This window comes from Nocardia sp. NPDC051321, assembly GCF_044455225.1.
Taxonomy (GTDB): Bacteria; Actinomycetota; Actinomycetes; order Mycobacteriales; family Mycobacteriaceae; genus Nocardia.
Genome location: NZ_JBITEM010000005.1, coordinates 435688 through 461244 on the forward strand (window position 1 = coordinate 435688; position 25557 = coordinate 461244).

Annotated in this window: 25 protein-coding genes; 10 read left to right on the forward strand and 15 right to left on the reverse strand. The window is 67.4% G+C overall.

What is annotated here, in order from left to right; translation table 11 throughout:
• Window positions 1–116: 116 nt before the first annotated feature.
• From ACIA8C_RS14265 to yidC, 6 genes are all read left to right on the forward strand, one after another.
• Window positions 117–1562: a condensation domain-containing protein gene (locus ACIA8C_RS14265; RefSeq protein ID WP_397134531.1), complete on the forward strand. Its 1446-nt coding sequence runs from the start codon at window positions 117–119 to the stop codon at window positions 1560–1562.
• Window positions 1556–3007, forward strand: coding sequence for a condensation domain-containing protein (locus tag ACIA8C_RS14270; RefSeq protein WP_397134533.1), 1452 nt, complete (start codon window positions 1556–1558; stop codon window positions 3005–3007). Before ACIA8C_RS14265 ends, ACIA8C_RS14270 begins: the two co-directional genes overlap by 7 nt.
• Window positions 3008–3009: 2 nt before the next feature.
• Window positions 3010–4389: a condensation domain-containing protein gene (locus ACIA8C_RS14275; RefSeq protein WP_397134535.1), complete on the forward strand. Its 1380-nt coding sequence runs from the start codon at window positions 3010–3012 to the stop codon at window positions 4387–4389.
• 196 nt (window positions 4390–4585) lie between these two features.
• Entirely contained in the window at window positions 4586–5377 is a 792-nt protein-coding gene (locus ACIA8C_RS14280) for a helix-turn-helix transcriptional regulator (protein ID WP_397134537.1), read from the forward strand.
• A 136-nt stretch (window positions 5378–5513) separates the two neighbouring features.
• A complete protein-coding gene (locus ACIA8C_RS14285) occupies window positions 5514–5813 on the forward strand; it encodes a DUF6412 domain-containing protein (protein ID WP_397134539.1) in 300 nt (99 codons plus the stop codon).
• A 97-nt stretch (window positions 5814–5910) separates the two neighbouring features.
• Window positions 5911–6834, forward strand: a complete 924-nt coding sequence (yidC, locus tag ACIA8C_RS14290) for a membrane protein insertase YidC (RefSeq protein ID WP_397134541.1) — start codon at window positions 5911–5913, stop codon at window positions 6832–6834.
• A gap of 38 nt (window positions 6835–6872) precedes the next feature.
• Here the strand turns inward: yidC and ACIA8C_RS14295 are convergent, their stop codons facing one another.
• The 4 genes from ACIA8C_RS14295 to ACIA8C_RS14310 all read right to left on the reverse strand — a co-directional run bounded on the left by ACIA8C_RS14295 (window position 6873) and on the right by ACIA8C_RS14310 (window position 8707).
• Complete coding sequence (locus tag ACIA8C_RS14295; RefSeq protein ID WP_397134543.1) at window positions 6873–7316, reverse strand: SRPBCC domain-containing protein; 444 nt, start codon at window positions 7314–7316, stop codon at window positions 6873–6875.
• Window positions 7313–7660 carry an ArsR/SmtB family transcription factor gene (locus ACIA8C_RS14300; protein WP_397134545.1) on the reverse strand — a complete coding sequence of 116 codons (348 nt, stop codon included), beginning with the start codon at window positions 7658–7660 and terminating at the stop codon, window positions 7313–7315. Before ACIA8C_RS14300 ends, ACIA8C_RS14295 begins: the two co-directional genes overlap by 4 nt.
• A 209-nt stretch (window positions 7661–7869) precedes the next feature.
• Window positions 7870–8241, reverse strand: a complete 372-nt coding sequence (locus ACIA8C_RS14305; RefSeq protein WP_397134547.1) for a VOC family protein — start codon at window positions 8239–8241, stop codon at window positions 7870–7872.
• Between the two features lie 82 nt (window positions 8242–8323).
• Window positions 8324–8707 carry a nitroreductase family deazaflavin-dependent oxidoreductase gene (locus ACIA8C_RS14310; RefSeq protein ID WP_397134549.1) on the reverse strand — a complete coding sequence of 128 codons (384 nt, stop codon included), beginning with the start codon at window positions 8705–8707 and terminating at the stop codon, window positions 8324–8326.
• Between the two features lie 52 nt (window positions 8708–8759).
• Between ACIA8C_RS14310 and ACIA8C_RS14315 the strand changes: the two genes are divergently transcribed.
• Entirely contained in the window at window positions 8760–9305 is a 546-nt protein-coding gene (locus ACIA8C_RS14315; protein ID WP_397134551.1) for an NUDIX domain-containing protein, read from the forward strand.
• 208 nt (window positions 9306–9513) lie between these two features.
• Here ACIA8C_RS14315 and ACIA8C_RS14320 read toward each other — a convergent pair whose 3' ends face one another.
• Together ACIA8C_RS14320 and ACIA8C_RS14325 are read right to left on the reverse strand one after the other, a co-directional pair.
• Window positions 9514–10194: a TIGR00266 family protein gene (locus ACIA8C_RS14320; protein WP_397134553.1), complete on the reverse strand. Its 681-nt coding sequence runs from the start codon at window positions 10192–10194 to the stop codon at window positions 9514–9516.
• A 63-nt stretch (window positions 10195–10257) separates the two neighbouring features.
• Window positions 10258–10626, reverse strand: coding sequence for an arsenate reductase family protein (locus tag ACIA8C_RS14325; RefSeq protein ID WP_397134555.1), 369 nt, complete (start codon window positions 10624–10626; stop codon window positions 10258–10260).
• 91 nt (window positions 10627–10717) lie between these two features.
• Here ACIA8C_RS14325 and ACIA8C_RS14330 point away from each other — a divergent pair, with 91 nt between their 5' ends.
• On the forward strand, window positions 10718–12199 hold the full coding sequence (locus tag ACIA8C_RS14330; RefSeq protein ID WP_397134557.1) for a bifunctional phosphatase PAP2/diacylglycerol kinase family protein: 1482 nt from the start codon (window positions 10718–10720) through the stop codon (window positions 12197–12199).
• 125 nt (window positions 12200–12324) lie between these two features.
• Here ACIA8C_RS14330 and ACIA8C_RS14335 read toward each other — a convergent pair whose 3' ends face one another.
• From ACIA8C_RS14335 to ACIA8C_RS14365, 7 genes are all read right to left on the reverse strand, one after another.
• A complete protein-coding gene (locus tag ACIA8C_RS14335) occupies window positions 12325–13467 on the reverse strand; it encodes an ABC transporter substrate-binding protein (RefSeq protein ID WP_397134559.1) in 1143 nt (380 codons plus the stop codon).
• Entirely contained in the window at window positions 13464–14237 is a 774-nt protein-coding gene (locus ACIA8C_RS14340) for an ABC transporter permease (protein ID WP_397134561.1), read from the reverse strand. The genes ACIA8C_RS14335 and ACIA8C_RS14340 overlap by 4 nt, the downstream gene beginning before the upstream one ends.
• The gene (locus tag ACIA8C_RS14345; protein WP_397134563.1) at window positions 14237–15109 is read right to left on the reverse strand and encodes an ABC transporter ATP-binding protein; all 873 of its coding nucleotides are present in this window, start codon (window positions 15107–15109) and stop codon (window positions 14237–14239) included. The genes ACIA8C_RS14340 and ACIA8C_RS14345 overlap by 1 nt, the downstream gene beginning before the upstream one ends.
• Window positions 15110–15295: 186 nt before the next feature.
• A complete protein-coding gene (locus tag ACIA8C_RS14350) occupies window positions 15296–16177 on the reverse strand; it encodes an ABC transporter permease (protein WP_397134565.1) in 882 nt (293 codons plus the stop codon).
• 151 nt (window positions 16178–16328) lie between these two features.
• Entirely contained in the window at window positions 16329–17363 is a 1035-nt protein-coding gene (locus ACIA8C_RS14355) for a TIGR03842 family LLM class F420-dependent oxidoreductase (protein ID WP_397134567.1), read from the reverse strand.
• A 39-nt stretch (window positions 17364–17402) separates the two neighbouring features.
• A complete protein-coding gene (gene hydA, locus ACIA8C_RS14360) occupies window positions 17403–18824 on the reverse strand; it encodes a dihydropyrimidinase (RefSeq protein WP_397134569.1) in 1422 nt (473 codons plus the stop codon).
• Between the two features lie 16 nt (window positions 18825–18840).
• Window positions 18841–19677: a nitrilase-related carbon-nitrogen hydrolase gene (locus ACIA8C_RS14365; protein WP_397134571.1), complete on the reverse strand. Its 837-nt coding sequence runs from the start codon at window positions 19675–19677 to the stop codon at window positions 18841–18843.
• 320 nt (window positions 19678–19997) lie between these two features.
• Between ACIA8C_RS14365 and ACIA8C_RS14370 the strand changes: the two genes are divergently transcribed.
• Together ACIA8C_RS14370 and ACIA8C_RS14375 are read left to right on the forward strand one after the other, a co-directional pair.
• Entirely contained in the window at window positions 19998–21410 is a 1413-nt protein-coding gene (locus tag ACIA8C_RS14370; RefSeq protein WP_397134574.1) for a PLP-dependent aminotransferase family protein, read from the forward strand.
• A gap of 262 nt (window positions 21411–21672) precedes the next feature.
• Entirely contained in the window at window positions 21673–22401 is a 729-nt protein-coding gene (locus ACIA8C_RS14375; protein WP_397134577.1) for a peptidylprolyl isomerase, read from the forward strand.
• A 99-nt stretch (window positions 22402–22500) separates the two neighbouring features.
• Here ACIA8C_RS14375 and ACIA8C_RS14380 read toward each other — a convergent pair whose 3' ends face one another.
• Both ACIA8C_RS14380 and ACIA8C_RS14385 read right to left on the reverse strand, forming a co-directional pair.
• Window positions 22501–24435: a CocE/NonD family hydrolase gene (locus tag ACIA8C_RS14380; protein ID WP_397134580.1), complete on the reverse strand. Its 1935-nt coding sequence runs from the start codon at window positions 24433–24435 to the stop codon at window positions 22501–22503.
• A gap of 318 nt (window positions 24436–24753) precedes the next feature.
• Window positions 24754–25494, reverse strand: coding sequence for a class I SAM-dependent DNA methyltransferase (locus tag ACIA8C_RS14385; RefSeq protein WP_397134582.1), 741 nt, complete (start codon window positions 25492–25494; stop codon window positions 24754–24756).
• Window positions 25495–25557: the final 63 nt, after the last annotated feature.

The window sequence follows — 25557 nt, forward strand, 5'->3', positions numbered from 1 at the left end:
GTCCCGGAACCGTTCGGACAAAGTTCTCGGATGCAGGCCGAAATTCTTGTCACTATTCGGATCGGCATTTCCCGTACCCCGCACGGGAAACGCCGATGGGCAGCTGAAGGTGTGTCATGGAATTCATCGAACTGGCCGATTATCCGTTGCCGAGCGGCCGTGTGATCGAGTGGCTCCCGACCGCCACTTCGCACTGGGCCGACTGGCCGCGAGATACTCGCGCCGTTTCCTATAACCACGAGCATCATCTCCGAGATGCGGTGGAACACAGTCGAATACGGGACCGGCGCCACTACTGGCTCGGGCACGCATTCCAGATCGACGGACCGCTCGACCCGCAAGCCTGGCGTACCGCCCTGGACGCCTGGATCGACCGGCACGAGGGGCTGCGCTCGCATGTCGCCATCGAGGGCGGCCAGCCTGCCAGGTACACCTTGCCGGCCGGTGAGATCCGGGTACAACCAGTCGACGCGGGCGCGCCGACCTCGACTATGGCGACATACCGCCTGGTCAACGGCTTACTCGACGACGGAACGTCACCGCTGCGGTGGCCGTCCTACGTCTGCGTGACCATCGCCGGTCGCAACGGCGTCACCGTCATCTTCGCCGCCGACCACTCGATCATGGACGGCTACTCCAGCGTCTCGACCAGCGGCGAACTGCTCGCGCTCTATAACGCCGCCCGCGCCGGTCAACCCGCACAGCTGCGCGACACCGGCAGTTACGTCGACTTCAGCCAGGACGAACGCATCCGCGCCGCGGCGACCACCGCCGACCATCCCGCGGTCGACACCTGGCGGACGTTCTTCCTGGAAGACACCGACAACGACAGTCCGGCAGGCACCCTCAGCAGGGTCGCGGCGGCGCCGATCGATCTCATCGACACCGCCGAGACACCACGTCGAGGGACCCAACGCACCCTGTCCGTCGAGGTGCTGGACGCCGATGCCGCCGATGCCGCCGCACGGATAGCCCGCGAGCACGGTCAGGGTTTGTTCGCCCTGTTGCTCGCCGCGTTCGCGGTGACCACCACGGAGCTCGGTGCGGGCCGCGATTTCCGCACCGTGATCCCCCTGCACACCCGTTCCGACCCGCAGTGGGCCGAGACACTCGGCTGGTTCGTCGGGCTCGCCCCGTTCCAGCTCGATTGCGGAACGGCTCGCACGCTCGCCGAGTTGATCACCCCGGCGGGCGAGGAACTGCGCCGCACCAACGGCGCGGCGACGGTGCCGTTCGCCAGGGTGTGCGAACTGCTCGGCACCCAGCCCAGCATCTCGTTCATGGTGTCCTACATGGATATTCGCTCCGCACCCTGCGCGGCGACCTGGACCGAGACCGGCACCTGCTGCCTGCGCAGCAGCAACGTGTCGACCAACGAGTTCTACTTCTGGATCGCCCGCACCCCCTTGGGCGTGACCCTCAACATGCGTTATCCGGGCACCACCAAGGCCACCCGCGACGTCCATCGCCATGTGCTGCGGATGCGCGATCTCCTCGCCGAGCTCACCCGCTACGGCGATGCCCGAATTCGTCCGATCGAAGGAGCGCCGCTGTCATGGTAGAGATGACCCTCACCGAGCACTGGCAGCCGAAACCCGGCGTGCTACTCGAGTTCACCACCACCGCGGCGAGCCAGGCGGCCACCGCAACCACCGCGCCCTCCGACATTCCCGCGACCTACCTGCAGGAATCGCACATCCGCCGCTGGTCGGCGCGCAGGCAGACCAACGACCCGCTCGCCTCCGAGCTCTCGTTCTGCTTCTCGGTCGCGCGTCCGCTCGACGCGGACGCGCTGCGCCGGACCTATATCGCGTTCCTGCAGCGCCACGAGACCTTGCGCTCGTGGTTCCGGATCGACGAGTCCGATGGCGGGTTCGCGCTGACCAGGTACCTGCTCGACCCGGCGGCGGTCGACCTGGAAACCCATACCCTGGCCACCTTCACCGACAGCGGCGAGCTCCGCGACACCCTGGTCGCGAAGTTCAAGGCCAACGCCGATCCGACGCGCTGGCCCGCGATCGTCTGCTGCGCGATCGATCACGGTGCGGACGGATTCACCGTCGTCTACAGCGCCGACCACGCGTTCACCGACGGCATGTCGGTGCTCACGTCCACCTACGAATTCCACGCGCTCTACACCGCGTTCAGCACCGGCCAGGAGCCCGTGTTGCCGCCGGTCGGCAGCTACGTCGAGTTCGCGAAGTCCGAGCGCGCCGCAGCCGCCGCACGGCCGCCGGAGTTGGAGCAGCTGGCAAGCTTGCTTGCTGAGAAAGCGCACGGGGTCCGCCCGCTGCCGATCGAGCTCGGCCTCGCGCCCGGTGCGGTGGCCGACAGCTTCGGCACCAAGGTCGACATGCTCGACGCGGCCGAAATCGACGCGTTCGCGGCGGCGTGTAAGAACGCGGGCGGTTCGTTCTCCGCGGGGCTGTACGCCGCGGTCGCCCTGGCCGAGCTCGCATTCGCCGGCCGGACAAGCTATCTGGGCATGAATGTGGTCGGCACCCGAAGCGAGCCGCAGTATCAGCTCGCGCAGGGCTGGTTCATCAACCTGATGCCGATCGCGTTCGATCTCGACGGCGCGCAGCGGTTCACCGAGGTGATCGGTCGAGCCGGTGTCGCACTGGATTGGACGAAGCCGCTGGCCAACGTCCCGATCCACGCCGCACTCGACCGGGCGGCCGAGCTCACCGGAGCGCCGCTGCCGGTCACGACGGACTGGCCGTGGGTGTCCTACCTGGACATGCGCGCGGTGTCCGGTCCGGCACTGGAGGCCGCGATGCCCGGCGTCTCCGAGATCAACGGTCTCGGCTCACGCAGCAAGATCGGGCAGACCTCGCCCATCTGGTTCAACCGCGAGCTCGAACGGCTGCACGTCACGATGATGTACCCGGACACGCCGGTCGCGCACAAGTCGGCCGCCGACTATCTCGAGCAGATCCGCACCACGTTGCGCGCCATCGCCGAAACCGGTGATTTCGCGGTCACCGCACCAGCTCTCGCGAGGTAATGATGCAGTTGCTTTTTCTCGACCAACTGAATGCACCCCCGGGCACCCTGCTCGAATGGGCCGCGGTCGCCGAACCCGGACCGACGCCCGATGCGACACCTCCCTCCGCCAACCAGACCATCCACCTGTCCTCGAGCGGGCCGACGACCTGGCTCGCCGCGAGCTTCGACGTGGCGGGCCCGATCGACGAATCCGCGCTGCAGACGGCCTTCTCGGTGTGGTTGCCACGCCACGACGCGCTGCACTGCAGTTTCGAACCGCCGACCGATGGCAAGGCGCCGTCGGTGCACGTGGTGGTGGACACCGACATCCGACTCGTCCCGCAGCCCGCCACCGAGATCACGACCACCGAGGACCTGCGCACCGTCCTCGGCGGCAGGCTCGATCAGGCGTGCTCACCGTTCACCTTCGCGCCGTACTTCCTCGGCGCGATCAGCAGGCCCGAAACCTCCACCGTGGTCTGCGGATTCGACCACGCGGTGTGCGACGCCTGGTCGATCACCATCGCGGTGGCCGAACTGGACGAGCTGTATCGGGCGGCCTGCGAGGACGGCAACGACGGTGCCGTCGCGGCCGCCGACCGGCTGCCCGAGCCTGGCAGTTTCCTGACCTACGCGACCCGCGAGGCCGCAATTCCCGCGGCGGCCACCGGCCCACTGATCCGCGCATGGCGCGACTTCCTGCATGCCGCGGGCAACGATCTGCCGCACTTCCCGCTCGACCTCGGCCTGCCGCCGGGGTCGGTCGCTCCGTTCGGCAGCGACGTTCGCCTGCTGCTCGGCGCCATGGCCACCGACGCGCTGCATCGCAAGTCGCGGGCCGACGGGCATTCGATGTTCGCCGCATTGCTGGCCGCGGTCGCGATGGCCGCGGCCGCACTCGGCGGGCCAAGCGGGACCGACCTGGTGTTCCCGGTGCACACCCGGCGAGAGGCACGGCATCACAACACCTTCGGCTGGCTGGTGTCGAACGCGCCCGCGCATGTGCCGGTGGCGCACGACTTCTGCGCCACCGCGCAGGGTGCCGACGACGCGGTGCGATCTGGGCAGCGGCTGGCCCAGGTTCCGGCGAACCGGGTGCTGGCCGCGATGGGCAGTGATCTGCGCCGAACAAAGCAGGATCTGTTCAGCGTCTCCTACACCGACTACCGGCGCCTACCGGGCGGTTCGCGCAGCGACACCACCCGCACGGTGCCCCGGAATCCGGCCCAGCTCAGTCGCAGCGCGCCACTGGACGACGTGCAGCTGTGGTTCACCCGCACCGACGACGGGCTCGCCCTGCGCACCCGTTTCCCGGCGACACCCACCGCGGGACCGCTGATCGGTGAGTTCCTCGACAAGGTCGCCGGGACCCTGTCCGCGGCGATCTCGGTGCGGGTATGAGGGGCCGTTACTCGCCCGCCGTTCGCCCGTCTCGACCCGCCGACGCAACGCCCTCGAGGACGAGGGTGTCGCGTCGCGGGCAGGCGGAATTGTTTGGGCCCCAACGATCGACAAACTACGACTGCCGGGTGGCCGAACCCGATAGTCTCAGCACAGGATCCAGCGAGGAATTCCTCGTGAAAGCCGGGAGCGTCCGATGATGAAGGCTCTGGTCAGCAACGACTTCTCGACGTCACCGGGCGCCGAAGACACCGCCGCGGCACAGTGGCGGGGCACCGCCCTGCTCCGGCCGGGCATCCTCGCCTTCGAAGGCGAAATCCTACCGACCGAACTACACGCCCATCACGCGGTGCAGGTGATGGCCGCCTGCACCCCGATCTCCATCGTGGACGGCAGCGGGGTACGGCAGCAGGGCACCCACATCGTGGTGCCTACCGACGCGCCACACCGGGTTTGCGGCGGTGCCAGACACGGCATCGCGATCTACCTGGATCCGGAAACCGTCGCCGGTGCGGCCGCCGATCGGCGGGCGCACCTGCACGGCTGGGTGCACACGCTCAGCGTCGATCCGGCGCACGGCCGACTGGCCGACCACGTCGCCGATGTCCTCGCGGATCTGCTGCGCGACAACGCGGCGGCAGGCCAGGACGATCGGCACGGTGTGGTGACCGCGGCGCTGCAACTGCTGCCCGACATGGTCAAGGGCGGGTCGGTCCGCGGCTCGGATGTGGCCCGGCAACTGGGGATTTCGGCGACCCGGCTGACCCATCTGTTCACCGAACAGGTCGGTATTCCGTTGCGCCGGTACATCCTCTGGCTGCGGCTGCACATCGCGATGAACGGCGTGATGGCCGGCGACGACGTCACGACCGCGTCGGCCGCGGCCGGGTTCGCGGACAGCTCGCATCTCACCCGGACCTGTCGGCGCACCTTCGGGCTGCCGCCGTCGATGATGAACCGCGACGTCGACTGGGACATCAGCCTCTGAGCTGACGTCGATCCGGACCGGCCCCCGCCATGCCGGCGAACGCCGGAACCGAGTGGTGACCTCATCTCACGACTCGGTCCGGCGTTCGTCCGGGATGGCGGGGGCCGGTCGACGTGCCGGGCAGTATGCTCGGGTCATGATCTCGCGGGTACAGCTGATGGCGTATGCGGTTGTCGCATTCGTGCTGCCCGCGCTGCTGCTCTTCGCGATCCCGGCGGGCGAGCCCGGTTCGGTGGCCGTGGTCGGCATGGTCGCGGCGTCGCTGTTCGTCGCGCTGGCCACGCTGCACACCGCCGCCGCGTTGCCGCTGCCCCAGGTCGGTTCCGGCCCGCCACCGTCCGCGCAACGCCGCCGACGTGGCTCTTTCCTGCGCCAGAGCAATCCGGACACCCCCGGGCGCCCGCGCCCACGAGCACCAGGGTTCCCGACCGCCTGACGACCACTTCCCGCACCTGCTGCGGGGTGTCGTCGGCGTTGTCGTCGAACCCTTCCGTTCTCGTGCGCGCACGCACGCCCACAGTCAGGTGCTGTCCATGCTCGACTTCGTCTATTACCCCGTGTCCGCCATTCTGTGGCTCTGGCACTACGTGTTCGCCGCCGCCTTCGGACCCGCCAGCGGTCTCGCCTGGGTGCTATCGGTAATTTTTCTCGTCCTCACGCTCCGCGCCGTCCTTTTTGTGCCCTTCCTGAAACAAGCGCGCACTCAAGCAATTGTCAAAAAATTGCAACCGGATGTTTCCAGGCTGAAACAAAAATACACAAACGATCGTCGGCGGCAGGCGACCGAACTACAGAAACTGTATAAAGACAACGGCATCAATAGCTTCGCGACACTGATTCCGGTGATCGGTCAGGGTTTCGTATTCATCGGCCTGTTCCATGTGCTTCGCTCGTTCGACCGCACCGCCGGACTCAGCCACCTGCCCTTCCAGGCCACCCCGACCCCGATGACGCCGGAACAGAACGCCGCGACGCCCAATTACGTGTTCAGCGCCACCGACGTCCAGTCGTTCCTGCACGCGAAGCTCTTCGGCGCGCCGCTGTCGGCCATCCTCGGTGGTGCGGGCGACCTGCTGGCAACGGTCGCCGTCGTTGCCGTCCCGCTGATGCTGATCGCCGCCGTCGCAACGCATTTCACCGCACGCGCGTCGATGGCCCGCCAGGACAGCACCGCTCAACTGCCGCTGATGCGCCCGCTCACCCTGTGGGCCTTCCCCGCGTTCGCGCTGGTCGGCGGTGCCCTGGTCCCGGTGGCGATCCTGCTCTACTTCGTCACCAACAACGCATGGACATTGGCCCAACAACACTTCGTCTATCACCGCCTCGACGCCGAAGCCGCCGCCGAGGCGCAGCGGGCCGCCACTGCCCGCGCGGAGTTGGCCCCCAAGCCCGGTGCCAAACCCACCCGCGCCCAATCGACCCCGAAGGTCGGAGCCAAACCGAGCCGCCGGAGATGACCGAGGGGGTGGGCGTGCCCTCGCGCGCCCACCCTCGATCAGATCGCGTCGAGCGCCTTACCGAGGTTGCGAGCGACGGTCGGCCAACCGCCGCCCATCATCCGGCGAGACAGCTGCTGCAGCGGATCGTCTGGATCGAAGCCGCTGTGCCGCAACAACACCCGGGTGCCGCGCCCTTCCGGGTGCAGACTCCAGGTGATCCGCCAGTCGGCGGGGTCGGCGGCGGTGGCATCGGCCCAGCTGATCTGCAACCGCTCGGCTTCGATCACGTCGAGCACCTCACAAGCCACCTCGCCGGAGAAGTTCACGGCCGGAATGGGTTTGGCGCGCATGCTGAAACGGCAGCCGAGCACCGGCTCGAAGCCGTCCGGCTCCATCAGCCACTGGCCCATCAGCTCGGGCGTGGTCAGTGCCCGCCACACCTTCGCCGGCGGGTGCGGGTAGAACTGGTCGACCTCGATCGCCGTCAGGTCCTCGGTCATGGTTGCGTCCCGTCGTCCATCTCGTCGAGTACCTTGCCGAGCTCGGTCAAGCTGTCGCGCCAGTACCGCTCGTACGGATTGAGCCAGCTGCGCAGTGCGAGCAAGGGATCCGCCGACAGCCGGTAGTAGCGGAACCGCCCCTGCTTCTCCTCGGTGACCAATCCGCAGTCGCGCAACACCTTCAGATGCTCGGACACGCTGGGCCGGGCCATGTCGAAGCGCTCGGCGATGGCCTGCACGGTCTGCTCGCCGTCGAGCAGTCCGTCCAGGATGTCCCGGCGGGTCGGGTTGGCCAGCGCGCCGAACAGGAGGTCGACCGTGCTGGCTTTGGTTCGCTGCGGCATCGTCGCTTTCCAGAGGTCGAAACGGTCAGCGCCGGCCGAACAGCGGGAACGCGGCCGACGCGGCACCGATGAGAATACCGAGGCCTCCGGCAACCGCCGCGAAGGCGGAGTGTGTCGCCTGAGGTAGCGGTCGGCCGACGTGCCACGCACGGTGACCAGGTCCAGAGCGCCGTGCGCGCGGAGCACGCCGTGCGCGGCAAGCCGCGGCGTCACCCCTGAACCGGATGTGCTTGCAGCACAAAGGAATTGCCGTCTGGATCGACGAATGTCGCCTGCCGTCCCCACGGCAGCTCGTTCGGCCCGTCCACCTGCGCACCCGCGTCGCGCAACCGGGCGGCGGCCGCGTCCACGTCGTCGCTGCCGAGGATCACGCCGGACAGCGTGCCCGGACTCGTGCCGGGGAACGGCTTGTGCAACACGATCGAGGTGCCCGTCTCGGCCGGTGCGACCTCGAGCCAGCGATTGTCGCCCATGAGCCGGTCGGTGCGGACGGCGAAGCCGAGCACCGTGGCGTAGAACTCCTTGGCTTTGTCCTGGTCAGCGACAAAAGCCGTGATGGTGTTGATCTGTGTAATCGTCATGATCCGACTATAAGTAGGATTTTTCCTACCTGTCAAACCCGCCCCATGCACAGCCCGTTGAACCAGGGAAAATCGCCGACCGCTACTCGGACGCAGGCCGCGCTTCGACGTAATACTCCGCAGACAAGGCCTTCAGCCACGGACGAACCGCCGCCGGTGCCCACCGCCCCGACGGATCATGCAGCACAGCGGGATCGGTCAGCTCGATGGTCTCGCCACGAGTATGCAAGGCGAAACCGCCTGCGGCACTGATGTTTTTGACCCAGTCGACATTGCGACCGTACGTCAGCGCGATGCGGTATACCCCGTCGGGATGGAACACCGCCACCGGAGTTCGATACTCGCGCCCGGACTTTCGGCCCTGGTGCCGCAGTATGGCGAAGCCGGGCGCGCGGCCCGCGAACAGTCCTGCGACGGGATTGGTGGCATACCGGTTGAATTTCGCCAGTGCGCGGGGAAGCACCATCGGCGCGGTCCTCTCTCGAGTCGGCGTGCGCGCCCAAGGTTACTCTCGACCGGTGTCAGCGCAGCCGGAACGAGCCCAGCAGAAGTCCGAGACCATCGCCGTCTACGACGCGGCGGGTCGGGTGGTCGGCGCCGCCGATCGGGCCGCGGTCTACCGGGACGGAATGTGGCATGCCAGTGCCGGTGTGCTGGTCCGCTCCGGCGACGGCGCGCGGATCTACGTGCACCGCCGCACCGACACCAAGATGGTGTTCGCGGGCATGCACGACTGCCTGGCGGGCGGCGTGGTCGACCCGGGGGAAGCGCCGGAAGCGACGGCCGTGCGGGAACTCGCCGAGGAACTCGGCATCACGGTGACCGGCCCCGAAGCGCTGCGACTCGCGGCCAAGGCGTCTTGGGATGGCGAGTGGCTGGGAAAACCGATGCGCTGCCACCTGTTCGCCTACGAACTGCGCTACGACGGACCGATCCACCACCAGAAAGAGGAGATCGCCGACGGCTGGTGGTGGACCGACGCGGAACTGCGCGCCCACCTGGCCGACCCGGACTGGCCGTTCGTGCCGGATACCCGGGTACTCGTCGACGATCTACTCACCTGAGCGCCCTACGGTCGGGCGCTCGTCCGCAGCAACCGATCAGGCCGCGCTGCCGCTACCCAGCGACAGGATGGAGGAAACGAGATTGGCAACAACTTCGAGCAATTCCATGGTTCTCCGTAAGTTGGCTTTATCGATGGGCACCGGAGCTTTGACGACCGACCTGGCCGAGGCCTGAACACCGAGTGCACATCGATGTCGCCGCGCCGGATTACCCGGAGGAGGCTACCGAACTTGCCCACGCGGCGAAAGCGCCAGGGTTCCTCGTCTGCAGCAGCACCCGGCCCGGCCCGACGAAGTCGAAGACGAAACCCTCACCGGACTTCAGCGATTGGATGGACCTGCCGACCACCGCGCGGCGGATAGTGAAGTTCATCGCCAGGTCGTAGGCGACGACATGGCCGGTGTCGATGGTGATCGGCTCCCCCGGCTGCAGATCGATGACGTCGATCGCGCCGAACACCCCGACCACGATCTCGCCCTCGCCGTGCGCGCGCAGACCGAAGCCACCCTCGCCGCCGAACAGGTTCGCGAAGCCGCCCCACTTGCTTTCCACCTGCACCCCATGGGAATTCGCGATCCAGCCGCCGCGGCTGATGAAGAACGGGCGGTCCTGGGCGATCTGCAAATTCAGCATGTCGCCGGGCAGCGCGGGCGCCACATCCACCCAGCCGCCCTGCTGCGGCGCGGTGAACGTCGAGACGAAGAACGATTCACCGGCGAGCACCGAGCGCTTCAGTCCGGCCAGGATGCCGCCTTCGGCCTTGGCCGCCAATGTGACTCCCGCCGAGTGGGCGACCATGGCGCCGCTCTCGACCCGCATCGGCTCGCCGCCGGCGAGGAAGCACCGCGCGATCGTCGAGGCGGGGTTGTGGCGCAGTTGTACCTTCATATTCCGCGACCCTACCGGCTGATTCGCGGCGGCAGGAACACCACTATCCGGGGGTGTGACCGCTTACTCGAGCGACCGCAATGCGGCGTCGTCGCGGGCGACCACCGCGCCGCCGTCCGCGGTCAGCACGATGGGCCGCTGGATCAGCCTCGGGTGCTCGGCGAGCGCCTCGATCCACCGGTCCCGATCGGCGGCCGTGCGGCCCCACTTCGACATCCCTAGATCCTTGGCGATCTGCTCGCCGGTGCGGGTGATGTCCCACGGTTCGGCGCCGAGTCGCTGCAGCACGGACCGCAACTCGTCCGCGGTCGGCGGCGCGTCGAGGTAGCGCCGCACCGAGTACTCGACGCCTGCCTCGTCCAGAAACGCGGTGGCAGTGCGGCTCTTGGAGCACTGCGGGTTGTGCCAGATCTCCGTCTGCCCAGATGTCATGTAAGCAGGGTACCGAGCCGCCGGTGTGCCGCTGCCGACATAGGCGTGGCGGCACCGTTTGACGGCGGTTTTGCTGGATAAGCTCGATTCGATGCGTAAACGACTGAACCGGATCAACGCCCTGGATCGCCGCCTCGTGCAGCGCACCGCGCGTTTGCGACCGACGCCCGCCGACCATGCCCTGCGTTCCCTCAGCATGAGCGCCAACCACAGTCGCCTCTGGATGGCGATCGCCGCCGGGCTCTTCGTGGCGGGCGGCCGGGCGCAGCGGCGCGGTGCGGTGCGCGGTCTCGCGGCGGTGGGCATGGCGAGCGGCCTGGCCAACGGTGTCGCCAAGCCGTTGTTCCCGCGGCGACGGCCGCCGGTGGAGGCGGTGCCGCTGCTGCGGCGGCTGGTCAAACCGCCGGTGTCCTCCTCGTTCCCGTCCGGCCACGCCGCGTCGGCGGCGGCGTTCACCACCGCGGTGGCGTTGGAGTCGCCGGGGACGGCCGCGGTGATCGCGCCGCTCGCGGTCGCGGTCGCCTATTCGCGGGTGCACATCGGCGTGCACTGGCCCTCCGACGTGGTGGTCGGCGCGGCGCTCGGCTCCGGGGTCGCGCTGGCGACCAGGCGATGGTGGGCGGTGCGCGACGACGAACCCGCCACGCTGGGTGCGGCCAAGCGCACCGAACCGCTGCCCGAGGGGCGCGGGCTGCTATTCGTGGTCAACCCGTCCTCGGGCACCGACGACGGCGGCGAACTGGCGCAGCTGTTGCGCGATCGGTTGCCCGCCGCGCAGATCCTCGAACTCGACGGCGACATCGACCTCGTCGCGGAGATCGATGCGCGGGTGCGGCGCGACGATATCGCGGCGCTCGGCGTGCTCGGCGGCGACGGGACGGTGTCGACCGTTGCGGAAGCCGCTGTGCGACACAATCTTCCGTTGGCGGTGTTCGCCGGCGGGACGCTCAACCACTTCGCGCGCGATATCGGCGTGGAGAATCCCGTAACCACCCTTGCCGCACTCGATTCCGGTCAGCTCGTACTCACCGACACCGCCCGGGTGCGGTTGGACGACGCCGAGGAACGCACCTTCATCAACACCGCGAGCCTCGGCGGCTACCCCGACTTCGTTCGCCTGCGCGAACGGTGGGAACGACGGATTGGCAAATGGCCCGCGGCCGGATTCGCCATGCTGTGCGTGCTGTTTCGCGCGCAACCACTACACGCCACGATCGACGGCACCCCCAGCGACCTCTGGATGCTGTTCCTCGGCAACGGCGCGTACGACCCGGCCGACCAGATCCCGATGTCGCGGCCTCGCATGCACGACGGCACCCTCGACGTCCGGTATCTCCGTGCGGACCTTCGCTTTTCCCGCCTCCGCCTGATCTTCGCGACCTTCACCGGAACGCTGAACCGCTCGGACACCTACGTGCACCGACGCGTCGACCACCTCGACGTCCAGGTCAACGGCGCCCGGGTCTCACTGGCCACCGACGGCGAAGTCAACCACACGGCACAGCACTTGGACTTCGCCAGTCAGCCGGCCGCGCTGGCCGTGTTCCGGGAGCTGCCGGCCGACGACGAATAGCAGCTCGGCGCGGCGAGAGCTGGTGGTCCGCCCCGGCCTGCGCGGACAATATCGGGCCGATTGCCTGCCGTGTCTCCTCGTTCAGGGCGGGGAATGTCCGTCCAGGCCGGACCTACTCGGCCGGGTCATTTACCCCCTTCGGTGAGCGTGACTTGCTGCGGCGCGTATCCCGGACCGGTTACGTCGACGCCATTGGCCATCAGCAGCTCCAGCGCCTTCATCACGTAGTCGCTCGTGTAGGCGTCCGCGTCGGGATTCTTCTTCAGGACCGTTGCGCCCTCTTGGTTCTTGGTGTCCTTGGCGATCTGCACGGTCCGCGCCCAGGCCGCGCTGTCGACCATGCCGATGCCCGCGGGCGAGGGCCAGATCAGCTTGTTCACCTCGTTGATCTGCCACTGCTGATGCGACGCGCCGAGCGTGCTGCCCGCGGCGACGGTGATGTCGCGGCACTTGTCCAGGTGGTCGCGGCAGAAGACCCAGCCTTTCAGCGAGGCCGCGATGAACTTCACCGTCTGGTCTTGGTATTTGGCGTCTTTCAGCTTCTCGGTGTTGGCCCAGATGGCGTCCTGCAACATGGCGACGCCCTCGCGGTTCCAATCGATGGTCGCGAAATCGTCTGCGGTGTAGAGCTTTCCGGTTGCCGGGTTCTTGGTTTCCAGCAGCTGGGCGTACTCGTTGTACGACATGGCCTGGGCGGCGGCGATGTCTTTGGCGAGGAAGGCGTTCATGTCGAACTGCTGCTGCACCAGCTTGACGTCCTTGGCCGGGTCGATGCCCGCCTTCGTCATGCCCGCGAAGAGCTCGAATTCATTGCCGTAGCCCCAGTTTCCGACCGTCTTGCCGCGCAGGGCGGCCGCGTTGGCGATGTTCTCCGAGGTGAACGACACCTGTTTGGTGCCGGAGCGCTGGAAGATCTGTGCCACGTCGGTGATGCCAGCGCCCGCCTCGCGGGAGGCCAGCGCCTTCGGCACCCAGGCGATGGCGTAGTCGGCCTGGCCCTGTGCGAGTACCGTCTGCGGGACGATATCCGTTCCGCCGTCGAGGATTTCGACGGACAAGCCCTGTTCCTTGTAGTAACCCTGGTCGACCGCGGCCAGGTAGCCCGCGAACTGTCCCTGTTTGAACCATTGCAGTTGCAGGCGCACCTTGGTGAGCCCGTCGGCGGTGGTGCCCGAGCCGCTGTCGGTGGTGCTGCAACCGGTGAGCGCCGCCGCGACCAGCGCGGCGAGCGCCAGACAGGTACGGAATCGCTTGGTGGACTGTGTCATCTAGATCTCCAGAAGGTGCTGCGGGGTCTACGGGTGAGCTGTTCGAGGAGTAGGACGGCGGCCAAGAAGATCAGGCCGACGAGCACGGCGCCCGCCACGTAGGCCCACGCCCTTGGGTATGCGGTATTGGCCGCGGCGGAGGTGATGCGGCTGCCGAGGCCGTTCTGCAGCCCGCCGAAGTATTCGGCGATGATGGCCGCGATCACCGCGCCCGGTGCGGCGATGCGCAGGCCGGTGAACAGGTACGGCAGCGCCGCGGGCAGCCGGACGGTGCGGGTGATCTGCCAGCCGCCCGCCGCGTACGACGTCATCAGGTCCGTGTGGACCTGCGGGACCTGACGCAGGCCCCTGGCCGTGCTGACGAACATCGGGAAGAACACCACGATGGTGACGACCATCCGGCGCGGGGTGTCCGTGGTGGTCGAATACATCGAATTCAGCAGGGGCGCAAGGGCAACGATCGGCACGGCGGCCGCGGCGGCGGACAGCGGCGTCAGCAGTCCCTCGACCAAATGGAACCGGACGGCCAGCATCGCGGCCACGATACCGAGCACCGCGCCGACCACGAGGCCGATGAACGCGTTGGTTCCGGTGGCGGTCGCGGCGTCGGCGATGCGGCCGAAGTTCTCGGTGAATTCACTCGCGATCGCGGTGGGCGCGGGGAGCAGGAACGACGGCACCCCGGCCACGACGGTCAACAGCTGCCACAGCGCGAGCCCGCCGACGCCGAACAGCAACGGCGGCAACACCGTTTTCCATGATGCGGTCATCACGCCGACCCGTCGTGGCCGCCGCGCAGCGCCGCGCGTACGGCCGCCACCGCCGCGAAAAACGCTGGGCTGGAGCGAATATTGTCGCCCGCCTCGGCCGCGTCGCGCCTGCCCCAGCCGCCGGTCGGCACGATCTCGGTAATGCGGCCCGGCCGCGGCGACATGACCACCACCCGGTCGGACAGGAACACCGCCTCCGGAATCGAGTGCGTCACAAAGACCACGGCGGCCTCGGTCTCCCCCGCGATCCGCAGCAGCTCCCCCTGCATTCGTTCGCGCGTCATCTCGTCGAGGGCGCCGAAGGGCTCGTCCATCAGCAACAGGGAAGGCTTGGGCGCCAGCGCCCGCACGATCGCGACCCGCTGCTGCATGCCGCCGGACAGCTCGGCGGGATAGCGCTTGGCGAAATCGGTCAGTCCCGCCATCTCGAGCAGTTCGGCACTGCGCGAGCGCCTTTCACTCCTCGGCACCTTGTGCAGTTCCAGCGGCAGTTCGACATTCGCCTGAATGGTGCGCCAATCCAGGAGTCCGGATTGCTGGAAGGCGATGCCGTAGTCCTGGTTGATCCGCGCCTGCCTGGCGGACTTGCCGTGCACCGTGACGGTGCCACCGGTCGGCTGCTCCAGATCGGCGATGATGCGAAGCAAAGTCGACTTGCCGCAGCCGGAAGGGCCGATGAGCGAGACGAATTCGCCCGCGGCGACGGTCAGCGAGACATCCATCAGTGCGGTGACCGAGCCCGCGGCGTAGATCTTGCCCACGCCCGCGAGTTCCACCGCGGCGATGCGCTCGGCGGCTTGGCCGGCGAGATCGACGGCACCCACCTGCTCCGGCGCCGCCGTGGCGACGGCCGGTTGTGCTTTGGCGGTCAACGGATACCTCCTGGAAAGCTGCCAACCCGGGCGGGCGGACGGGTGTGGCGATGTATCGACTCGTGCGGCCGAACTGCGATCAGCCGACGCGCGCTCATCGGTCGCCCCTCGGAAAACGAGCAGAACCGGCGGGGCGCACGATTAGGACGATGCGCGATCCTGGCTCGACGATTCGGGCGCGGCGGTTCATCGGGTGCCGCCCGGCGAACGGGACGCGCCTGCGGGTCGGCTGTAGCGGCGCAAGCCCAGTTCGGCAAGGCCGACGATGCCGGTGACCGCGACACCGAGCAGCGCGGCGGCCAGTACCGCCGCGTAGAGCCGGGCGGCGTCGCCGGTGGCTTGCTGGGCGAACACGATGATCTGGCGGCCGATGCCGCCCGCGGTGCCCGTGGAGATCTCCGCCACCACCGCGCCGATCACCGAGGCGGCCGCGGCCAATCGCAAGGCAGGCAGGAAGTGTGGGACCGCGGAGGGTAACCGCAAGTGCACCAAGGTTTCCCACCAGCTGGCCGAATAACTGTGCAGCAGTTCCACCGACGCCTTCGACGGCGCCTGCAACCCGCGCAGCATGCCGACCGCCACCGGGAAGAACGCCAGGTACGACGCGATCACCGCGATGCTCATCCACGGCCGCCACGGCTCGCCCGCGATCACGATTTTGCCGCCCCAGCCGGCCACGAGCGGGGCCAGCGCGATCAACGGAACCGTCTGCGAGACAATGATATAGGGCAACAGTCCGCGTTCGACCCAGGCGAAACGCTGCATGAGGACGGCCAGCGCCACCCCGACCACGGTGCCGATGAGCAGCGCGAGCATGGCCAGCCCGAAGGTGAATCCCGCTGTCCGGAGCAAGGTTTCCCCGACCGTGCCGGAATTGTCCCGCTCGCCGAGCACCGTCACCACCGACCACACGTGCGGCAGCGCGCCATCGCCGGTGCGCGGTAGCACCCGCTGGTCACCGATGCTCACACCACGTTCCGGCACAACGAGTTTCACCAACTCCCAGAGCGCAAGCACCAGTACCAGCACGGTCACCGCATAGACCACGCGGGCCGTCCGTAATCTCATCTGGCCGCCAAGGACACCGAGCACACCCGCCGCGCACCGCGCACGAAAATGCTAGCGATTCCACGCGCAGCGGAATAGTTCGTGCGCGGGGCGAGCTGTGGCGCCTCGATCAGCGCGCGCGACGCCGCCGACCGGCCAGCGCGTGTCGACATCAGGCGCCTTCCGTGGCGGTGACGGGGTGCGCCAGCCGGGGCAGGACCGATTCGCCGTATGCCTCGAGTGTCGCGGTTTTCGCGTCGTGCTGCAGGTAGACCGCGAACTGGTCTACCCCGAGCTTTTCCAGCTCACGCAGCCGGGTCAGCTGGTCGTCGGGCGTGCCGAGCAGGCAGAAGCGGTCCACGATGGTGTCGGGCACGAAGTCGGCGTGTGTGTTGCCCGCGCGGCCGTGCTGGTTGTAGTCGTAACCTTGCCTGCCCGCGATGTACTCGGTGAGCGCGGCCGGAACATCGCTGCCCGCACCGTATTTCGCCACGATATCGGCCACGTGGTTGCCGACCATGCCGCCGAACCAGCGGCACTGTTCGCGAGCGTGCGCCAACGCTGCGTCCGATCCGTCGGTGACGTAAGCCGGTGCGGCGACACAGATCTGCACCGCGCCTGGGTCTCGCCCGGCACGCTCGGCCGCGGCTCGCACCCGAGCGATGGTCCACGCGGTGATGTCCGGGTCGGCCAGCTGCAGGATGAACCCGTCGGCCACCTCGCCGGTGAGATCCAGTGCGCGCGGCCCGTATCCGGCCATCCAGACCTCCAGCCGGGAGGCTGCGGCCCAGGGGAACCGCACGATGGTGTCACCGACGCGGGCGCTGCGGCCGTTTCCGAGTTCCCGGATCACCTCGATGGATTCGCGCAGGGTGGCGAGGGTGGTCGGCTTACCACCGAGCGTGCGGACCGCCGAGTCGCCGCGGCCGATGCCGCAGACGGTGCGATTGCCGAACATGTCGTTCAGGGTGGCGAAGGTGGACGCGGTCACCGTCCAGTCCCTGGTGGCCGGGTTGGTCACCATCGGACCGACCACGACTTTCCTGGTGGCGGCGAGGATCTGGCTGTAGATGACGTACGGCTCCTGCCACAGCAGGTGCGAGTCGAACGTCCAGACGTGCGAGAACCCGTGGGTCTCGGCCTGTCTGGCCAGTTCGACCACCCGGGAGGCGGGGGGTGTGCATTGCAGCACCACACCGATGTCCATGCGGCACTCTCCGTTTCGAAGTCGGCGACAGCTGTGCTGTCAGATCAGGTTCTGCGACAGTTCACGTTTGACGAACCGGCCGTGCCCTGCGCTGCCGAGGTACGCGCCGTTGTCGATGACCACCCGGCCGCGGGAGAGCACGGTGTCGACATGGCCGTCGATCTCGAAGCCCTCGTAGGCCGAGTAGTCCATGTTCATGTGATGGGTCTTGCCGAGGCCGATGCTGGTGTGCCCGTCGGGGTCGTAGATCACGATGTCGGCGTCCGCGCCGGGACTGATCACGCCCTTGCGCGGGTACATGCCGAACATTCTGGCCGGCGTGGTGCAGCAGACCTCGACCCAGCGTTCGAGCGAGATCTGGCCGCTCTTGACGCCCTGGAACATCAGGTCCATCCGATGCTCGACGCCGCCGATCCCATTCGGGATCTTGCTGAAATCGCCGATGCCCAGCTCTTTCTGGTCCTTCATGCAGAACGGGCAGTGGTCGGTGCTGACCGTCGTCACGTCGCCGGTGCGCAGGTAACGCCACAGCTCGTCCTGATGCCCCTCGGCCCTGGACCGCAGCGGCGTCGAGCACACCCACTTGGCGCCTTCAAAACCCGGTGCGCCCAACTGTTCTTCGAGCGAGAGATACAGGTACTGCGGGCAGGTTTCGCCGAAGACGTTCTGGCCGTTGCCCCGTGCGGTCGCGATCTGTTCCAGCGCCTGTTTCGCCGATACATGCACGACGTACAGTGGCGCACCGGTCAACTGCGCCAACATGATCGCGCGATGGGTGGCCTCCTCCTCCATTTGCCACGGGCGACTGGTGCCGTGGAAGTAGGGGGCGGTGTCGCCGCGCGCGATGGACTGCTCGACGAGTACGTCGATGGCGATCCCGTTCTCCGCGTGCATCATCAGTAGCGCGCCGAGATCGCCCGCCGACTGCATGGCGCGCAGGATCTGGCCGTCGGTGGAGTAGAAGACGCCGGGATAGGCCATGAACAGCTTGAAGCTGGTGACGCCCTCGGACACCAATTCGCTCATGCCCTTGAGGGATTCGTCGTTGACCTCACCGATGATCTGGTGGAAGCCGTAGTCGATCGCGCACTTGCCCGCGGCCTTCTGATGCCACGCGCCGAGCGTGTCCTGCAGCCGCTCCCCCGGCGTCTGGACCACGAAGTCGACGATCGTCGTGGTGCCACCCCACGCGGCGGCGCGGGTGCCGGTCTCGAAGGTGTCGGACGCCTCGGTGCCGCCGAACGGCATCTGCATGTGCGTATGTCCGTCCACGCCACCGGGAATCACGTATTTTCCGGTGGCGTCGATGGCCACCTCGGCGGCGGCGGTGAGGTCGGCGCCGAGGGCGGTCGAGCCGGGTTGCACTACGGCGACAATGGTTTCGCCGTCCACCAGCACGTCGAGCAGTTGCGATCCGGTGGCCGAGACCACCGTGCCGCCATAGATGAATGTCAGTGTCATGTGATCGCCGCCGGCCTCAGGGAGCTACCAGCGGGCCATAGGCGTCCGGTCGGCGGTCTCGATAGAAGGCCCACCGGTCGCGCACCGTCTTGATCAGATCCAGGTCCAGGTCGCGGATCACCAGTTCGGGATCGGTGTCCGAGGCGACCTCGCCGACGAACTTACCCTCGGGGTCGACGAAGTAGCTGGTGCCGTAGAAGTCGTCGTCGCCGTACTCCTCGATGCCGACCCGGTTGATCGCGCCGATGTAGTACTCGTTGGCCACCGCGGCGGCAGGCTGCTCCAGCTTCCACAGATAGGCCGACAGGCCGCGTGAGGTCGCGGACGGGTTGAACACGATTTCCGCGCCCGCCAGGCCGAGCGCGCGCCAGCCCTCCGGGAAATGCCGGTCGTAACAGATATAGACGCCGACCTTGCCGACCGCGGTATCGAACACCGGCCAGCCCACATTGCCCGGCCGGAAGTAAAATTTCTCCCAGAAGCCGTTGACGTGCGGAATGTGGTGCTTACGGTACTTGCCGAGGTAGCTGCCGTCGGCGTCGATCACCGCCGCGGTGTTGTAGAGCAGGCCAGGCTGCTCCTGCTCGTACACCGGCAGGACCATCACCATGCCCAATTCCTTTGCCAGCGCGGCGAATCGGTCCGTCGTCGGACCCGGCACCGACTCCGCGTACTCGTAGAACTTCGCGTCCTGCAACTGGCAGAAATACGGGCCGTAGAACAGCTCCTGGAAGCAGATCACCTTCGCGCCCTGCGCGGCCGCCTGACGGGCGTAATCCTCGTGCGCTTTGATCATGGACTCTTTGTCGCCGGTCCAGTTCGTCTGGACGAGCGCGGCTCGAACGATTCCCATGCTTTGTTATACTTCACTCCGAACCAATTCGGTTGTGTTACAAGACTGCGGAAACAGTTTCGTAGCCGTAAACCTTCCGGCGGGGTCATGGTTCCCGTGCCGCGCCCGACGCAGAATGACCGTGTGACCGACGCAATCCGAGAGTCAGCAGACGATGCGGGCGGCATACGGTCGGCCGCTGCGCGGCACACCACTTCGGCAAGCCGCACCATTCGTGATTTCCCGCACCTGGAATCGCATGCGATTGTCGGTGCCGGAAATCGAGAAGAGTGCGGGAAGTCGGCCGGTAGACCTCGGGGGGCGCGGTGACGATCGAGCCGGTGGCGACACCGTGGGTCGCCGGGGACGGCGCGGGGCAGTTCATCGCCGAGTTGGTAGATCGAACGCCCGCGGGGATCGCGGCGGCGGTCAGCCGACAAATTCGTTCAGGGGTCTTGACGGCAGGAGCCAGGCTGCCCACCGTGCGCGAGGTCGCGCGGGAACTGAAGGTATCGCCCGCGACAGTGAACCAGGCGTGGCGGGCGCTGGCCGCGGCGGGTGTGATCGTCGCGCGCGGACGCGCGGGCACCTTCGTCGGCGCACAGACCACCCACGGGCCGGTCAACTCCGTCGGCCGCTATCAGCGGCTGCATCCGCCCTCCAGCAGTGCTTTTCGGATCGACCTTTCCCGTGGCACCCCGGATCCCGAGCTGCTGCCTGATCTCGGTGCGGCACTGCGCGATCTGACCCGAGACGGGGCCAGTGACCTCGCCGCCGACTACCTCGGCGAAGCCGTACTGCCGGAGCTGGCCGCCAAAGTCCGGGCGGACTGGCCCTTTCGCGCCGAACGGATCGCGGTCCTCGACGGCGCGCTCGACGCCGTCGACCGGCTGCTGACCGCGCACATCCGGCTCGGCGACGCGGTGGCGGTCGAAGATCCTTGTTTCCCACCGTTTCTCGATCTGCTCGCCGGTCTCGGCGCCCGGCCCATTCCGGTCCGGATGGACGAATCCGGTGTGCTGCCAGCCGAACTCGCGCGCGCCATCGCCGAACACGGTGCCACCGCGCTCATCCTGCAGCCGCGCGCACAGAATCCCACCGGCGTCTCCCTCACCGCCCGCCGCGTCCGCGAACTGTCCGACATCCTGCTCGACGCGGGCACGCTCGTCGTCGAGGACGACCACTCCGCCGGAATCGCCGCCGCCCCACTGCGTTCCCTCGGCAGCCGCATTCCCCGCCGCACCGTGCACATCCGCTCGTACTCCAAATCCCACGGTGCCGACCTGCGCCTGGCCGTCGCGGGCGGCGCCGCCGAGCTTCTCGACCCGGTCATCGAACGCCGCATGCTCGGCGCGGGCTGGACCAGCCGGCTGCTGCAGCGCGTGCTGCTGAGCATGCTCGACGACGAAACCGCCGGCCACGGCGTCACCACCGCCCGCGCCGAATACCGCAGGCGCTCAGCCGAACTCCGCCGCGCCCTGACCCGCCGCGGCGTCACCGTCCCGCGCGGCGACGGCATCAACCTCTGGCTCCCCGTCGCCGACGAGAACGCCGCCATGATCTCCCTCGCCGCCGCGGGCATCAAGGCCGCTCCCGGCGGGCCGTTCGTGGTCGGCGATCACCCGCCCACCGACCACCTCCGCATCACCATCTCGCCCGTCACCGACCACGATCTCGACTGGCTCGCTACCGAACTCGCGGCCGCCACCGTCGCCGTCCCCACCTATCGCCGCATCCGTCGGGCCGGACTGTGACATCGCGTACTTCGCCGCTTTCCCCCATAGCCCAGAGACATCTGTGGTCGAGGTGGCAGCGCTGTTCTGCCGCATTCGATAGCCCACAAACATCTATCAGTGGACCGACGAACCCGTGAGTTATGCGAAGTACCCCTGTTTACCTGCCAATGTGCGGATTTCAGGGTGATCCAGGCAGTCCCGGTACGCGCACGGCGCAGAGATGGAATGATTCGGCTCGGCATCAGCCGGTGCGCAATCCGAATGAAGGAGATTCCTAGCGGTGAGCAGCGAAGTGCAGGGGCGGCAGTTCGGCGACAGCAAGCACGGGTGGCGATTCGGGGTGCCGCGCGGAGTGCTACGCGTGGTCGGTGTCGCGGCGGTCGCCGCGGCGCTCGCGGCGTTCGCGTCCGGCGGTGTTTCGGCGAACACCTTCAGCGTGCGCACCCAGCAGCCCGCACAGTGCAATGCGCCCGAGGAAGGCGCGGTGACCGCCCGCAACAACTACCCGGCACCCGGCGCGGCCACCGAGCCCGGCGCCACCTACGCAGCGAGGCTCGACACCACCTGCGGGGCAATCGATATCGCGCTGGACGCGCGGGCGCCGCAGACGGTCAACTCGTTCGCGTTCCTGTCCAACGAGCAGTACTTCAACCACACCAAGTGCCATCGCATCACCACCAACGGCATCTTCGTCCTGCAATGCGGTGATCCCACGGCCACCGGCACCGGCGGCCCCGGCTACCAGATCGCCGACGAGAACCTGGCGGGCGCCACCTACCCGGCGGGCACCGTCGCGATGGCGAACTCGGGCCCGAACACCAACGGCAGCCAGTTCTTCCTGGTCTACAAGGACAGCCCGCTGCCGCCGAGCTACACCCCGTTCGGGCGCATCACCGGCGGCCTCGACGTCCTGCAGTCCGTCGCCGCCGCGGGCACCAGGGACGGCAGCCCCGACGGCGCCCCGCGCGACGATGTAGTGCTCAACAAGGTCGAAACCTTCAAGAACTAACACCCCCCGAGGCAATGGCGGCGTCCCCTCGACGCCGCCATTGTCGTGTCACGAGATCGAGTGGCGCACAGTGGCGATAACTCCGCCACTGTGTGCCACCTATTTGTGCGGGGTGAGATCGAACTTCGTGGCGCCCTCGTTGCCGGCGGGGATGAAGGGGACGGTTACCGAGGACGGGTGCTCGGGGTCCTTGTAGATGGTTTGGGTCGCTGGTTCGGTGCGGGTGCTCTCGCCGAACGGTTCGCCGGTGTTCGGGTTCGGCGCGTATTGCGGATAGTCGCTGCTGGACACCGAGATTCGGAGGCGATCGCCCTTCTTGAACTGGTAGCTGGTCGGCCAGATCTTGATGGTGAACTGGTAGGGCTGGCCGGGCACGATCGGCGTTGGGTTGGTGAGCGAGTCACGGAACGCGGCGCGGATGATGCCGTTGTTGAGGTTGACCGAGGACCCGTCCGGCGCAAGGACTTCCAGGCGGGCGACGAAGTCGGTGTCGGGCGCGGTCGAGGAGGCCCACAGCTTCACCGTGGTCGGGCCGGTGAGTTCGGTGTCGGCGCTGAGCGGTTCGGTGTCGTAGGTGAGGACGTCGGATCGCTGTTCGACGGAGGCCTGATCGAACGGTCCCTGCGGACCCGTGCCGACGCCGCAGCAGGAATGGCCGCCGACACTCGGTGCCGGATCGGTCGGATCATAAAGATAGTGGTCCGCGTCGGCCGGACCGGAAGGTGCCTGCTCGACCAGCTTGCCGGTGCGACCCGCAGCGCCACTCGCGCCGCTACCGCTCAAATAGTAAGTCTCCCACTCGGTTTGCGGCAGCGGCCAGCTCGGTGCCGACTTCCACCGGTTGGCGCCCATCACGAAGTAGTCGACCCGCGGCGTGCCCGCGACGCCGTTGTCCACGCCCTTGAGGAAGTGGTCGTACCAGGCCAGCATCAGCTCGTTGATCGGGCTGTTGCCGACCGGCCCCAGTTGGTCGAGCCGAGGGGCGATGGTCGAGGTCGGCCGTCCCCAGCCGAGGTGGTCCCACGGGCCGATCACCAGCCGCTGGTTCTGCCGCGCCTCCGGCGTGCCGCCCTTGTCGACCATGCCGGTGAAGTTCTCGATGCCGCCCGCGAGGAACGCGTCGTACCAGCCCTCCATGTCGAGCACCGGCACCTTCACGTTCTGGTAGCGCTCGCGAATGCTCCGGTTCTTCCAGGAGTCGTTGTAGGTCGAGTTGCGGATCCAGTCGAAGTACCACGGCGCGACGGCCGGATTACCCGGCTGCAGCGGCGGAAAGTCTTTGTACGGACGGAAATTCAGCCAGTGGGTGGCGTTCTGCGTGGCCGCCTGGATCTGGTTCACCGCGGCGGTGTCGTTGCGCTGCTGGGCCGCTTCCAGCCCGATCGTGCCCACCGCCCAAGGCTCGACGAAGCCGAGCCGGAATTGGCCGCCCTCGTAGGTCCAGCCGTCGTAGTAGTCGGAGGCGGTGTTGGCCGGGACGATGGCGGCCAGGTGCGGCGGGGTCTCTACCGCGGCGAGCCACTGGGTCGCGCCGATGTAGGACGAGCCGTACATGCCCACTTTGCCGTTCGTGCCCGGCATTTGGGCCGCCCACTCGACGCTGTCGTAGCCGTCGCGCATGTCGTTGTCGAACTCGGTGAAGACGCCGTCCGACTTACCGAGGCCCCGAATGTCTTGAATCACAACGAGATAGCACTGCGAGGCGAACCAATCCGGGGTCTGATAGCGCGAAGGTTGGATCTGTGCGGCCGTTTTCCCGTACTGCGTGCGCATCAGAATGACCGGGACCGGATCGTTGGTCTTGGGGCGATACACATCGGCCCGCAACACCGTCCCGTCCCGCATGGCTGCTGGCACGTCGGTCTGTTTGTCGACCTCGCATTTTCCCCGGCCTTCGCTCGGCGGCCAGGCCGCCGGCTGCCCCGGCGCCGGGGTCTGCGTACTCGACGCGGTGTTCGTATCGGAGCTCGAAGTACACCCGCCGACCAGCACTCCCACGCACAATACCGTGGTGAGCAGGCGACCTATGCCCATTCCGTGACCAGACAAGCTGAAACACCTCCCAGGAGAGGCGCAATCGGACACTCGACGCGTGCTGTGCGACGCCTCTGTCGAAGCAGATGTTACCAAGATCCACTATCAGACGTCCCATGAATGCGCACAACCGTTCGAGTCGCGCTGATGACATCGAATCCTGTTGGCAGGCAGCCACTCCCGCGTCCGAATTGACTGACGGGTCGACTGTCCGAGTCGAGCTTCAAGACGTATCGCTCGACCGTGACCGGGTACGGACCCAGTCAACCCGCACGCCGACTCCTGGTCTTGGATGAATCGGACACCGGCGAGTCGTTTTCACCCACCGCGACGTACGACGGTGATGATCTCCGGACTTGCCGCCGTCAGCGGACTCCGATCCCAATCCCCGAACTGCTCGACGACGACCAACCCCGCCTCGGACAAGAACCTGGCCAGCGCGTCCGAGTCGAGAAACCGTAACGTGCTGTGACTGACCTCGGGCCGCTCCCACCCCGCACTGGTAAATGTATGCGTGAACGACACCAGGTCCCCCGCAACAGGTTCGGCAACTTCACACACGCACCGCACCATCTCCCCAGCCGCATCCGACACCACCTCGGAGTACCGCCGATTCCACGTCTCCCATTCCCGCACAAGCGGATTCCGCGTCTCGAACGCGAACCGCCCATCGTCGGTCAACACCGACGCGACCACCGCCAACATCGATCGCAACTCCGCATCACCGACAAGCACTTGAAACGCATGCCCGGTCATCACCACCAACTCGAACTGCCGCCCCCGAACCGCCCCCACCTCCCCCAACACCCACTCGATATCCCCTTGCTCCCGTGCGACTTCCAGCATCCCCACCGCCGGATCCACCCCACACAACAGACCGGAATGACCGTCCCGCCGAGCCCGCCGCAACAGCTCACCCGTCCCGCACCCGACATCGAGCACAGACCGTGCCCCCATGACCAACGGCAGATAAAACGTGAAGTCCCCCCGCCCTTCCCACGGATTGAACCGGTCATACACCGCGGCTAACCGCGCCTCACTGAACGCCCTGTCGACCATTCCCGAAGATTGTCAAAGGCCGAGCCCCACCGCCACCCGATTTCCAGCTCAGCCACGCACGCG